Below are 13,778 nucleotides of genomic sequence, written 5' to 3' on the forward strand. Positions count from 1 at the left end.
TGTTCTTGTAGGGTAGACAAAAAAACGCCGCCATTAATCAATGGCGGCGTTTTACGTTGACTCAATCATTGTCATGAAGCTAGGCAGCTGCAGCTAACTTACGGACAAGGATATTTTAGCCCGCAACTGCGATACGTTTCATATCCGTCATATACCCACGCAGTTTATGACCGACAGCTTCAATTGGATGTTGGCGGATAGCTTCGTTAACATCACGCAATTGGGCATTATCGACCGCAGAACCGGCGATACTTTTACCCAAATCACCCGCTTGCAGTGAATCCATAAACTTACCTTTCAGCAACGGCACAGCTGCATTGGCGAACAGGTAATTACCGTATTCTGCGGTATCCGAAATCACCACGTTCATTTCATACAGACGTTTACGTGCAATGGTATTCGCAATCAGCGGTAATTCATGCAGGGATTCGTAATAGGCAGATTCTTCGATAATGCCAGAATCAACCATGGTTTCGAATGCCAATTCAACACCGGCTTTTACCATCGCAATCATCAACACGCCGTGGTCGAAATATTCTTGCTCAGAAATTTTGCCTTCAAACTGTGGCGCATTCTCAAAGGCAGTTCTGCCTGTCTCTTCACGCCAGCCCAGTAATTTTGCATCATCGTTAGCCCAGTCAGCCATCATGCCACTGGAGAACTCGCCTGAAATGATGTCATCCATGTGTTTCTGGAACAAAGGCGCCATAATCTCTTTCAACTGCTCAGACAACGCGTAAGCACGCAGTTTTGCTGGGTTGGATAAGCGATCCATCATCAGCGTGATACCGCCTTGCTTCAGGGCTTCGGTGATAGTTTCCCAGCCGAACTGAATCAGTTTTTCAGCGTATGCCGCGTCAGTACCTTCAGAAACCAATTTGTCGAAGCACAGCAGTGAACCAGCTTGCAACATACCGCACAGGATAGTTTGTTCGCCCATCAAGTCAGATTTCACTTCAGCAACAAAAGAGGACTCCAGCACACCTGCACGGTGACCACCTGTCGCTGCTGCCCAAGCTTTAGCAATGGCCATGCCTTCGCCTTTAGGGTCGTTTTCTGGGTGAACCGCGATCAACGTCGGGACACCAAAACCACGTTTGTATTCTTCGCGCACTTCAGTACCTGGGCATTTTGGCGCAACCATCACGACGGTAATGTCTTTGCGCACTTGCTCGCCCACTTCAACAATATTAAATCCATGGGAGTAACCCAGTGCTGCTCCATCTTTCATCAGTGGCTGAACAGCTTGAACAACCGCTGAATGCTGCTTGTCTGGCGTCAAGTTAACGACCAGATCTGCCTGCGGGATCAGCTCTTCATAGGTGCCCACTTTGAAGCCGTTTTCCGTCGCTTTACGCCATGAAGCGCGCTTCTCAGCAATGGCTTCTTTGCGCAGGGCGTAAGCCACGTCCAGACCGGAGTCACGCATATTCAAGCCTTGGTTCAGACCTTGTGCGCCACAGCCCACGATCACCACTTTTTTACCTTTCAGGTAGCTTGCTTCATCGGCGAATTCGTCACGTGCCATAAAGCGACACTTGCCTAATTGCGCCAACTGCTGACGCAGGTTCAAGGTGTTGAAATAGTTAGCCATGGTATTACTCCGTTCGATTCTGTTTTGTGGGTGTAGGGGATAACCTTGGTTTCACTATATGACAGGAAACACATTGCTGAAATTGATATATTAACAACGTCATATTGCAGATTCTGCAATACAGCTTAATCCTGATGCAATACAATGGTTCTTCTCAACCAAGAGGCTGTATGTGATGGATTTACGTGACCTAAAATTGTTCCTGCATTTAGCTGAAAGCCGCCATTTTGGCCGCACCGCTAAAGCCATGCACGTCAGTCCCTCGACCCTTTCACGCCAGATCCAGCGCTTGGAAGAGACCATCGGCCAGCCACTTTTTTTGCGCGACAATCGCACCGTGCAACTGACCGATGCAGGCACTCAATTAAAGGCTTTTGCACAGCAGACATTGCTCCAATACCAGCAATTGCGCCATGCTTTGGGCCAACATGGGCCATCACTGAGTGGAGAGTTACGGCTTTTTTGTTCTGTCACGGCAGCTTATAGCCACTTACCGCCCATTCTCGATCGCTTTCGGGCTCGTCACCCACTGGTTGAAATCAAGCTCACGACCGGTGATGCGGCTGATGCTGTCGATAAGGTGCAATCTAATGAGGCTGATCTTGGGATTGCAGGCCGCCCTGAAGTCCTCCCCAGCAGTGTGGCATTTACCCAGATTGGTGAAATTCCGTTAGTGCTGATTGCACCTGCGCTGCCTTGCGCGGTGCGATCTCAGGTATCCGTCGATCAGCCCGATTGGGCTAACATCCCGTTTATATTGCCGGAGCATGGCCCCTCGCGAAAACGTATCGATTTATGGTTTCGTCGCCAGCGCATCGCTAACCCATTAATTTATGCAACCGTCTCTGGTCATGAGGCGATTGTGTCGATGGTCGCATTGGGCTGCGGCGTAGCATTAATCCCGTCAGTCGTGGTGGATAATAGCCCCGAACCGGTACGCAATCGTATTTCGCTGCTGGATGATGTCTCACTGGTGGAGCCATTTGAATTGGGTGTTTGCGTGACGAAAAAACGGCTCAATGAGCCGTTGATAGAAGCGTTCTGGGGGCTGTTGTAATTGAACTCAGCCGTGGTAGATCTGAAAATTGTTTATACCGGCGCTACCAGCGTATTCGACTTCATTGCGGGAATAAAATGAGTATCTACCGACGTTGGTACACCCTCATTGAGGTCAAAGCCATTCATCGAGCTCATCAAATAATCTAACGTCTCATACTGATGCTCTAGATGACGATGTTCCCCATCGTGCCCACTAGTGTCACTAAAGTCTTTAGTCTTATGTCCATCGGCTTTATATTCGCCTCCAGAACAGAAAGTCAGAACACCATCTGAATTAAATTCTTGCGTTGATTGATTTTGGGAAAGCAGTTTTCCATCAGGGCTATAGTTAAAGTCATAGCTATCAATGACTTTGACGATCAATTTGCCATCATAGCCAAACTCTTGAATCTCTTCGGCTAGGTAAGTTCTGCTATTAGCGGAATTAACTTCTTCACTTATCGTAATACTCTTAAATTTAACGTCATTATCGTCATATACATTTTTAATTCTTTCGATAAGAGTGCTATCAACACCAGGTGTTACTTTTCTTGTAAGCGTTTCGGTTGTTTGCTCATGATATTTTTGCGTTGCTGTCGTATGTTCAGTCACTTTATTTTCAGAACTAGAAATTGACTCTTTTGCCGGGTTACTAACCAACTCCCCTGCATGGTTATACTTATTTTGAATGTTAGATATTAGATCGCCATTAGAATTAAATTCTTTGCGTATTTCAGTTGAGCCCATAATCTGACCTTTAGCGTCATTAGTGCGGTGGTACTCATATGACGACTGTAACTTACGACTAGAATCATCGTGAGTGTGAGTTATCTCAACCGCATCTATTTCAACGCCATTAGCATCGTAAGTATATATATTTTCCTGATAAGTCAGCCCATGGTGAGTGAGACTCACTTTTTCCACTTTTGACTTTAACTTACCAAATGAATCAAATTCTTGAGATATCCTTGTAGATTCATTACCACAAGTTGTATCGCTGTAAATTAAATTACCTGAAATATCAAAATCACTGTCAATAACCTTAAATTCATTGTCATTATTTAAATCTTGTTCGGAAGAATAAAACTCCTCACAAACATTATATGAAACCCCATCTGCATTAAATGATTTTGATAGAATCACAATCTCAACTAGCTCGTCATTATTATGATATTTTCTTTCTTCATAACGAATATCCCCATCCCCTCCACTATTATTAATATACTTTCTTTTGGAAAAAGAAATCAATTCTTCCTTGCCATCATAATGTTTAATTTCACTATAAGTTATCTTGTTATCAATGTTAAGTGTATTATCTTGCTTATTTATTGCAATTAAAATCCCGTTACTATATAGAAATGAGTGCTCAATTAAAATGTTTCCTTTCTGATCAAAAAACTGCTCTTTTTCGTTCAAAATACCACCACTTGAATTAAGTGTTTTTTCAGTTTTAAGGACTACATATCCACCTCCATATTGACACTCTGATACTCTAGTTATGGCGGACTTACCACGCCCAGTGATGACATGCTCTTTACGTTTAGTTAACTCTCCAGATGCATTATAAGTCGAATCATCACGTTCAGTTATCGCGCCTCCTTTATTACGGATAAAGTTGGTAACGATCTTTGAAGTTGTTTTATCTTTTTTGTTATAAGCCATTCGCTCACGCCAAATCAACTTACCTTTACCATCAAACTTATCTCGCAATACATCACCATTTTTATCTTTACTTTTTTTAATCGGCAGGCCATCCAAATTAATGTCATCGCGACTAATGGTATGACTGTCGTAAGTATTTTTATCATTCATAGAGACACCTATATTATTTATAAGATTAAAATAATTTATTTTATGATTATATTTATCTAAGGTCACAATAAGTAAAAGTGATGATAACTTATATCTAATGAAAAATTATCGAGTGCACTTAGACGCTGACAATGTTATCTCTAGATAACTGACAACATGAGAATTAATAAGAAAGTAAACGAAATTACATATTGAACAAGAAAACATAATGACAGTTAACCTCAAAATATTTATTTTATATTCCATCTATCATTAATATCATCGTAAATAATTCACAGACTTATATAACTTGAATGAGACTCATAAAAAAACGGCTCAATGAGCCGCTAGATAAAATGATTTAAGCCCTCTATCGATCATGAGATATGAGAGCCCGTTGCAATATAATTGCTAACCCGCCAAGAAAAACTTAAATGCGGGGTTATTTGTTTCGTCATGGCAGTCATAGCCTAACGCAGCAAGATGTTGCTCAAATTGCGGTTCAGATGACGACAACTCAAACCCTGCCAATACTCGACCGAAATCGGTACCGTGGCTACGATAATGGAAGAGAGAAATATTCCAGTGTGTGCCCAAGGTATGCAGGAATTTCAGCAATGCACCCGGTGACTCAGGGAATTCAAAACTGTACAGGCGCTCACGCAATGGTTTTGACGGGCGGCCCCCCACCATATAACGCACATGGAGTTTCGCCATTTCGTCATCAGACAAATCCACTACCTGATAACCTTTTTCCTGCAACTCGGCGAGGATCTCTGCCCGCTCCGCATAACCGCGCGTCAAACGCACCCCGACAAAAATGCAGGCGTTGTCTGCGTCAGCGTAACGGTAGTTAAACTCCGTCACTGAACGGCCACCTAGCAATTCGCAAAAACGTAGGAAGCTGCCTTTTTGCTCAGGAATAGTGACAGCCAGCAGTGCTTCGCGCTGTTCACCCAGTTCACAACGCTCAGACACATAACGTAAACCGTGGAAGTTAACGTTAGCGCCAGAAAGTACATGGGCTAAGCGCTCACCTTTAATATTGTGCTGCTGCACATATTTTTTCAGGCCCGCCAGTGCCAAGGCACCGGAGGGTTCTGCGATAGCACGCACATCTTCAAATAAATCTTTGACCGCTGCACAGATAGCATCACTGTCGACCGTGATCACTTCGTCCAGATATTCCTGGCACAGACGGAAAGGTTCATCACCGATACGCTTCACCGCCACACCTTCAGCAAACAGCCCAACACGGGCCAGATCGACCGGTTTACCTGCATCTAACGCTGCGCGTAAACAGGCCGAATCTTCCGCTTCGACGCCGATAACTTTAATCTGCGGCATGAGCTGTTTGATCAGCACGGCTACCCCTGCCACCAGCCCACCGCCGCCGACCGGAACAAACACCCGATCAAGATGTGCATCTTGCTGGAGTAATTCCATTGCCAGTGTTCCCTGCCCTGCAATCACGGCTGGGTGATCAAAAGGGGGAATGAAGGTATAGCCCTGCTGTTGAGATAGTGCGATAGCTTTGCCTTTGGCTTCATCAAAATTGGCACCGAACAACAGCACTTCACCACCAAAGTTACGCACCGCATCCACTTTGATGTCGGCAGTCGCGACTGGCATCACAATCAACGCTTTGATGCCTAGCTTGCTGGCTGAGAGCGCCACACCCTGCGCATGGTTACCCGCAGAAGCGGTAATCACACCACAAGCTTTCTGCTCTTCAGTCAGGCTCGCCAGCATCGCATAAGCTCCACGCAGCTTAAAGCTATGCACCGGTTGCCGGTCTTCCCGCTTCACCAAAATGGTATTACCCAAGCGAGACGAGATTTTTTCCATCGCTTGCAGTGGGGTGACTTGCGCCACCTCATACACCGGCGCGCGAAGTATCGCACGCAGATATTCTGCCCCACAGGGGGCAGCGGATAAGGGTTGTGATACCGCCATGGGGATTAGCCTCCCAGCTTACTTTTGTCGCGCACAGCACCTTTGTCCGCGCTGGTCGCCAATAAGGCATAAGCGCGCAGTGCATAAGAAACCTGACGTTCGCGGGCTTTCGGTGACCATGCAGCAGCGCCACGGGCCTCTTCAGTTTCACGACGAGCAGCCAGCTCAGACTCACTCACATCCAATACGATGCCACGGCTCGGAATATCAATATTGATAAAGTCGCCATCCTGCACCAAGCCAATCAAGCCGCCACTGGCCGCTTCTGGCGAAACGTGACCGATAGACAACCCTGATGTGCCGCCAGAGAAGCGACCGTCCGTCAATAATGCGCAGCTCTTGCCTAACCCCATGGATTTCAGATAAGTGGTTGGATAGAGCATTTCCTGCATCCCCGGCCCACCTTTTGGCCCTTCGTAGCGGATAACGACCACATCACCGGCCACGACTTTGCCACCAAGAATCGCTTCTACCGCCGCATCTTGGCTCTCGTACACTTTAGCTGGGCCGCGGAAGATCAAACTCTCTTTATCCACACCCGCGGTTTTAACGATACTGCCATTTTCGGCAATATTGCCGTACAACACGGCTAAGCCGCCATCTTGGCTGTAGGCATGTTCACGGGTACGAATACAGCCGTCTTCACGATCAGTGTCCAGTGATGGGAAACGGCAATCTTGCGAGAACGCTTTCGTGGTGCGGATACCCGCGGGACCTGCGGCGTACATCTGCTTCACGCCTTCGTCTTTGGTCAGCATCACATCATAGGTGTCCAACGTTTGGGTCAACGTCAGCCCTAAAACGTTTTTCACTTCTCGATTCAGCAGGTTTGCACGATCAAGCTCGCCTAAAATCCCCATCACCCCACCCGCACGGTGTACGTCTTCCATATGGTATTTCTGTGTGCTCGGCGCGACTTTACACAAATGCGGGACTTGGCGGGATAAGCGGTCAATATCGCTAATATCGAAATCAACATCGCCTTCCTGCGCCGCGGCCAGTAAGTGCAACACGGTGTTGGTTGAGCCGCCCATCGCGATATCCAGCGTCATGGCGTTTTCGAATGCCGCTTTATTGGCGATGCTGCGCGGCAAGGCAGTGATATCATCTTGCTCGTAATAACGTTTGGTCAGCGCAACAATATGCTGACCGGCATTGATGAACAGCTGCTTACGGTCAGCATGAGTCGCCAGTAGTGAACCGTTACCCGGCAAGGCCAAGCCCAGCGCTTCATTTAGGCAGTTCATGGAGTTCGCGGTAAACATCCCTGAGCAAGAGCCGCAGGTTGGACAGGCTGAGCGCTCGATTTGCTCACTGTCGGCATCACTGACATTAGGGTTCGCCCCCTGAATCATGGCATCCACCAGATCCAACTTAATGATTTTATCCGACAGCTTGGTTTTGCCTGCTTCCATTGGGCCGCCGGACACAAAGATCACGGGGATATTCAGTCGCAGAGAGGCCATCAGCATCCCTGGGGTGATTTTGTCGCAGTTAGAGATACACACCATGGCATCCGCACAGTGGGCGTTCACCATGTACTCAACGGAATCGGCGATCAATTCACGCGAAGGCAGGGAGTAGAGCATGCCGCCGTGGCCCATCGCGATCCCATCATCCACCGCTATGGTGTTGAACTCTTTCGCCACGCCACCAGAAGCTTCAATTTGCTCCGCGACCAACTTGCCTAAGTCACGCAAATGAACGTGGCCCGGGACAAACTGGGTAAATGAGTTAACCACTGCAATAATCGGTTTGCCGAAGTCATCATCGGTCATACCGGTAGCGCGCCACAGTGCGCGGGCGCCCGCCATATTGCGGCCATGGGTGGTGGTATGGGAACGGTACTTTGGCATTGTCTCTTTACTCCGCTTTTTTTATTTTGCACATCAATTCGGTGTTGCAAATAATGGGTTGTGTTACAAATAATTGATTGTGATGCAAATAGTCTGTCATGTTGCGAATAACCTGTGTCGCAAGTGGCGAACGAACCACTTGCGATGTCTGCTAGCAATTACTTCGCTGATGAGTCGGGGTAGACTTGATCCAACCAACCCCATTTGTCTTCAGTCTCACCAGTGAACAAGCCAAAGAACGCCTGTTGAATCTTGCCGGTAATTGGGCCACGTTTACCGATACCCACCTGAATACCATCTACGCTGCGCACGGGTGTAATTTCAGCCGCAGTACCGGACATGAAGACTTCATCCGCCAAGTAGAGAGATTCACGTGATAACACTTGCTCACGCACTTCCAGCCCCATATCTTTCGCCAATTTGATGATGGCGTCGCGGGTAATCCCCGGCAGGGCAGAAGAGGTAAACGGCGGCGTAAACAAGATGCCATCTTTAACTTCAAACAGGTTCTCACCGGCACCTTCAGATAGGAAGCCGTGGATATCCAGCGCAATCCCTTCCTGATAGCCATGACGACGTGCTTCACTGCCCACCAGCAAGGAAGAAAGGTAGTTACCACCGGCTTTCGCGGCCGTTGGGATCGTGTTAGGTGCGACACGGTTCCATGAGGACACCATGGCGTCAATGCCTTGCTCCAGCGCTTCTGGCCCCAGATAAGCTCCCCACGGGAATGCCGCAATAATGACATCGGTCTTATAGCCGTCTGGCGGATTGACGCCCATCCCTACATCACCGATAAACACTAATGGGCGGATATAGGCGCTGGTCAAATTATTTTTACGCAGTGTCTCGCGGCAAGCTTCCATCAGCTCATCAACCGACTGAGAGACAGGCATGCGGTAAATTTTGGCTGAATCATGTAAGCGTTGCATGTGTTCGCGGTGACGGAAAACAACGGGCCCTTTATGGGAATCGTAGCAACGAACACCTTCGAAGACTGACGTGCCATAGTGTAACGCGTGAGACATCACGTGAACTTTCGCCTCTGCCCACGGAACCATCTCACCGTTAAACCAAATGTAATCAGCTTTCTTCGTCATTCTTTTCTTTCCTTGTCGCGCATCAGGCGCGTATCTGTAATGAATTGGGTTGTAGGATTTCGACGCAGGCGACATCCATAAGCTTACTCAGCTGAGAAGACAGTAAATCGACAGGCCGTTGGCTGGCAACGGTCAATTCAATATTAATATTCTCATCATTATTCGTTGGCGACATATTCATAGCACAAACCTGAAAGCCGCGGTGCCGCACAACCCGCAATACGCGCTCTAACATTTCAGGGCGGAAGCGGGCTTGGATAGAGAGTTGATGTTGTATCATGAGATTTTCTCCAGCATGGTTTCATTACCTGCGCCTGGCGGCACTAACGGCCAAACGTTTTCGAGTTCGTCGATGGAAACCTGGAGCAGATAAGGGCCTTCGCTGTTAAACAGCGCATCCAGGGCGGCGTCGACTTGGTCTTTGCGGGTGATACGTTGGCCGGGGATATTAAAAGCACTGGCCAGAGTGATGAAATCGGGGTTATCAGAAAGGTTTGTTTCGCTATAACGTCCATCAAAAAACAGCTGCTGCCACTGTCGAACCATCCCTAATCGCTGGTTATCTAACAACACGATTTTCAGCGGCAACTGTTTTCGTTTTATCGTGCCCAATTCCTGAACATTCATCATAAACGAGCCATCGCCTGAGACACAGATAACCATATCATCGGGACGGGCCATTTGTGCACCTACCGCTGCGGGCACACCAAAGCCCATCGTACCCAAACCACTGGAGGTGATGAAATTCTCAGGGCGGGTAAAGCTCATATGCTGCGCTGTCCACATCTGGTGCTGACCGACATCTGTTGTCACCACGGTTTGTGGGGCTTTGCGCTCAGAAATTTGCTTCAGTAACAACGGGGCATAAATCGCTTGCCCAGGGTGATCGTAACGCCAGCTATGCTGCTTTTTTAACGCCATAACTTCATCGCGCCACGGTTGAATACTCAGTGGTTGTTGCAGCGCGGGCAGTAACACTTTCAAATCGCCCTGTAATGCCACGTGTGCCTGACGCAGTTTGCCTAATTCGGCTGGGTCAATATCCATATGGATAACTTTTGCTTTTGGGGCGAAGGTGTTCAGCTTGCCGGTTACGCGGTCATCAAAACGCGCGCCAACCGCAATCAACAAGTCACAATCTTGGACGGCAAAGTTCGCCGCTTTGGTGCCGTGCATCCCCAACATCCCAAGATAGCAGGGGTGCTCAGCATCAGGCGCGCCCAAACCTTTCAGGGTGGCAACCGTAGGGATATCCGTCGTCTCAATAAAATCACGCAATACAGGTACGGCCTGTGCCATGCCCACACCACCACCGACGTACAACATAGGTTTTTTAGCCGTCGCCAGCATATCCCATGCTTGCTGTAACTCAGCGGCAGAATCAACAAGGTATTCTTCAACCGGCATCAGATGCGGGGTCAGCTCACCCACAGCTAACTGAATGTCTTTAGGAATATCAATTAAAACTGGCCCCGGACGGCCGCTGGTCGCGATGGCAAATGCTTCAGCCATGATACCCGGCAGCGCCTCCAGAGACTCAACGAGGAAACTGTGTTTGGTGCAGGCCAGTGACAAGCCTAGTACGTCTATCTCCTGAAAAGCATCGGTGCCAATCAGAGCAGAACCCACCTGACCGGTGATGGCAATAACAGGAACAGAGTCCAGCAAGGCATCCGCCAAACCGGTGATCAGATTCGTGGCTCCAGGGCCTGAAGTGGCAATGCACACACCGACTTTACCGGTTGCACGTGCATAACCTATCGCGGCAATTGCAGCACCCTGTTCATGGCGGCAGAGCAAATGCTCGACACCACCATCATACAAAGCGTCGTACACGGGCATTATCGCACCACCTGGGTAGCCGAATACCTTATCAACACCCTGCGCACGCAACGCTTGAACCACCCACTGAGCACCATTCATAGTTATTTCCCCGACCTTTTGCGGGAGGCACAGGATTTTATTCTGTTGTGCATTTTATGTTCCTCGCGTCTTTAACGTAACAATAAAAAAACCCCCGGACCTTTCGGTGCGGGGGTTCTCTTGAGATTAAGGCTTGATTTTTATGCCTTTCTTCGTCCAAGTGCAGCCCCGCACGGTGGGATAATAATCACCACCACGCTAATTAGGACTAGGTTAATCACTTGGACAATTGCTTTCATAATTAGGTTGTTCATCTGTCTTGTGTCGAACGAATACCTACAGAGTTATCACAGTTATTGGTCGTCTGACAATATTTATTTAATTTATTATTCTGTGAGCACACACATGAAACGCCACAAATATTTTATTTATCAATCAGTAAAAGCCACATCAGTAGACTGGTCTTTTTTTGCGTGATTGGCCGCAATTCTAAATTCTACACTCTCCGTTACAACGAAACTTCTCGGGAGGTTTCGCAATCCCAAACTTTTTCCGCACGCAGAAAAAAATACTGAGGCACTATCTCGGCTGCGGTATCGACAGCAAAGGAATGCATGATGTCACTGGCAACTATTCACACTCGGGCCACACTGGGGATTCAAGCACCCAATGTGACGGTAGAAGTCCATATCAGCAATGGGTTGCCCGCTCTCGTCTTGGTCGGCTTACCCGAAACAACGGTAAAAGAGGCACGTGATAGGGTTCGGAGCGCATTGATCAATAGCGGCTTCACCTTTCCCGCTAAACGGATTACCGTCAGTCTGGCACCGGCAGATTTACCGAAAGAAGGTGGGCGTTATGATCTCCCTATCGCATTAGCGATACTGGCCGCATCAGAACAGATTCCTGCGGATAAACTAACGCACTATGAGTTCTTGGGTGAACTCGCCCTTTCAGGTGCGCTAAGGCGTGTTAGCGGCGCAATTCCGGCAGCACTCGCCAGTCGTGATGATCAACGGCAATTAATTCTTCCGACAGCCAACAGCCATGAAGTGGGTTTGATCCCGCAAAGTAACAGTTGGGTTGCTGACCATTTATTGGCTGTGTGCGGTTTTTTGCAAGGCGAGAATACGCTTGCTCAGGGCCAATATTTAGCATCATCCCCCTCTTGGGATAACAATCTTGATCTGCAAGATATCATCGGCCAATCACAGGCTAAACGTGCGTTAGAAATTGCCGCAGCCGGAGGCCATAACTTATTACTGCTCGGGCCGCCGGGGACAGGTAAAACCATGCTGGCAAACCGGTTAACGGGGCTTCTGCCGCCCCTGACGGATCAAGAAGCATTGGAAGCTGCCGCTATCAATGGCCTAATGCACACCAACGAACTTCCGGCGCAATGGCGTTGCCGTGCTTTTCGAGCCCCTCATCATAGTGCCTCGATGGCCGCACTCATCGGTGGAGGTTCCATCCCCCGCCCCGGTGAAATATCGCTGGCCCATAATGGGGTTTTGTTTCTGGATGAATTGCCGGAGTTTGAGCGCCGTGTATTAGACTCACTCCGTGAGCCTTTGGAGTCAGGTGAAATTGTCATTTCCCGTGCGGCAGCCAAAGTTTGCTTCCCAGCAAAAGTACAACTCATCGCCGCGATGAACCCCAGCCCCAGTGGTCACTATCAGGGCATTCATAACCGGACATCGCCCCAGCAAGTTCTGCGTTATCTGGCAAAGCTGTCTGGTCCGTTTCTGGATCGGTTTGATTTATCGATAGAAGTTCCATTGCTTCCCTCAGGGATGCTTGGCGCACAAAAGAATCAAGGGGAAACGAGCGAAACGGTTAGGATGCGAGTATTGCAGGCAAGGCAAAAGCAGCTTGAAAGAGCCGGAAAGATTAATACTCAGTTGAGTAGCCAAGAAGTTGCCGAATATTGTTGTTTAGCACCTGAAAACGCTATTTTTCTTGAACAAGTTTTGCTGACATTGGGGTTATCAGTGCGTGCTTGGCACTCTATTTTGAAGGTGGCCCGAACGATTGCTGATCTTACTCAGGAAGATAACATCCAAAAGCATCATCTTTCTGAAGCACTAAGCTATCGTTGTATGGACCGGCTACTGTTGCAGTTGCATAAGAGTTTGATGTGACAAAGGACTAAAAATGAAAAAGGGAGCAAAAGCCCCCCATTTTTCAGTCGCTATACTCATACCCAAGTCAGTGATTCGGGTAAGTGAACGCAGCTAATCATCGCTATCAGTATAATCCTCCACCGCATCCATCTGCGGCTTACCGCCTGATAGCGTGTGGAAACGTTTAGGACGACGAGTCCGAGTCACATATTTTGACCAGACTTTTTCCTCTGCACTGACGGGTTCACGCTCACCGCGACAGACAGCGACAAACAGCTGTTCTTCTTCCGTTGCAGGCTGGCGTTTACCCAAGTCGAGTTCGTTGAAGGCGTAACCATGGCGCTCTAGCAATTGCGCCTCTTTAATGGTGAAATCGCCGTGACGCGAGAACCCGCGAGGATAATGTTTATTATCAAAAAAACGATTGGTCGTGATGAAGCTTTCCGCCATCTGACAC

At 48.2% G+C, this 13,778-nt stretch carries 11 protein-coding genes; 2 read left to right on the top strand and 9 right to left on the bottom strand.

Annotation, left to right across the window (positions count from 1 at the left end; genetic code table 11):
* Positions 1-115: 115 nt before the first annotated feature.
* Positions 116-1,594 carry a ketol-acid reductoisomerase gene (gene ilvC, locus DA391_RS22070; RefSeq protein WP_050083593.1) on the bottom strand — a complete coding sequence of 493 codons (1,479 nt, stop codon included), beginning with the start codon at positions 1,592-1,594 and terminating at the stop codon, positions 116-118.
* 175 nt (positions 1,595-1,769) lie between these two features.
* Here ilvC and ilvY point away from each other — a divergent pair, with 175 nt between their 5' ends.
* Positions 1,770-2,651 (top strand): HTH-type transcriptional activator IlvY, encoded by an 882-nt coding sequence (gene ilvY / locus DA391_RS22075; RefSeq protein WP_050083591.1) that lies wholly within the window; start codon positions 1,770-1,772, stop codon positions 2,649-2,651.
* 32 nt (positions 2,652-2,683) lie between these two features.
* Here the strand turns inward: ilvY and DA391_RS22080 are convergent, their stop codons facing one another.
* From DA391_RS22080 to ilvL, 7 genes are all read right to left on the bottom strand, one after another.
* The gene (locus DA391_RS22080; RefSeq protein ID WP_108088208.1) at positions 2,684-4,444 is read right to left on the bottom strand and encodes a hypothetical protein; all 1,761 of its coding nucleotides are present in this window, start codon (positions 4,442-4,444) and stop codon (positions 2,684-2,686) included.
* Positions 4,445-4,834: 390 nt separating this feature from the next.
* Positions 4,835-6,379 carry a threonine ammonia-lyase, biosynthetic gene (gene ilvA, locus DA391_RS22085; protein WP_050083588.1) on the bottom strand — a complete coding sequence of 515 codons (1,545 nt, stop codon included), beginning with the start codon at positions 6,377-6,379 and terminating at the stop codon, positions 4,835-4,837.
* 5 nt (positions 6,380-6,384) lie between these two features.
* A complete protein-coding gene (gene ilvD / locus DA391_RS22090) occupies positions 6,385-8,235 on the bottom strand; it encodes a dihydroxy-acid dehydratase (protein ID WP_050083587.1) in 1,851 nt (616 codons plus the stop codon).
* Between the two features lie 158 nt (positions 8,236-8,393).
* Positions 8,394-9,335 (bottom strand): branched-chain amino acid transaminase, encoded by a 942-nt coding sequence (locus DA391_RS22095; RefSeq protein ID WP_050083586.1) that lies wholly within the window; start codon positions 9,333-9,335, stop codon positions 8,394-8,396.
* A gap of 22 nt (positions 9,336-9,357) precedes the next feature.
* The gene (gene ilvM, locus DA391_RS22100) at positions 9,358-9,615 is read right to left on the bottom strand and encodes an acetolactate synthase 2 small subunit (protein ID WP_050083584.1); all 258 of its coding nucleotides are present in this window, start codon (positions 9,613-9,615) and stop codon (positions 9,358-9,360) included.
* Entirely contained in the window at positions 9,612-11,258 is a 1,647-nt protein-coding gene (gene ilvG, locus DA391_RS22105; protein WP_050083582.1) for an acetolactate synthase 2 catalytic subunit, read from the bottom strand. Before ilvG ends, ilvM begins: the two co-directional genes overlap by 4 nt.
* Positions 11,259-11,398: 140 nt before the next feature.
* Positions 11,399-11,497 (bottom strand): ilv operon leader peptide, encoded by a 99-nt coding sequence (gene ilvL, locus DA391_RS22110; protein ID WP_071822504.1) that lies wholly within the window; start codon positions 11,495-11,497, stop codon positions 11,399-11,401.
* A 318-nt stretch (positions 11,498-11,815) separates the two neighbouring features.
* On the opposite strand from ilvL, the gene DA391_RS22115 reads away from it, so the two are divergent.
* Positions 11,816-13,339, top strand: a complete 1,524-nt coding sequence (locus DA391_RS22115) for a YifB family Mg chelatase-like AAA ATPase (RefSeq protein ID WP_050083580.1) — start codon at positions 11,816-11,818, stop codon at positions 13,337-13,339.
* A gap of 93 nt (positions 13,340-13,432) precedes the next feature.
* On the opposite strand, the gene DA391_RS22120 is transcribed toward DA391_RS22115, so the two are convergent.
* Positions 13,433-13,771: a DUF413 domain-containing protein gene (locus DA391_RS22120; RefSeq protein WP_019213118.1), complete on the bottom strand. Its 339-nt coding sequence runs from the start codon at positions 13,769-13,771 to the stop codon at positions 13,433-13,435.
* Positions 13,772-13,778 lie beyond the last annotated feature (7 nt).

Origin of the sequence: Yersinia massiliensis (genome assembly GCF_003048255.1) — a bacterium.
Lineage (GTDB): Bacteria > Pseudomonadota > Gammaproteobacteria > Enterobacterales > Enterobacteriaceae > Yersinia > Yersinia massiliensis_A.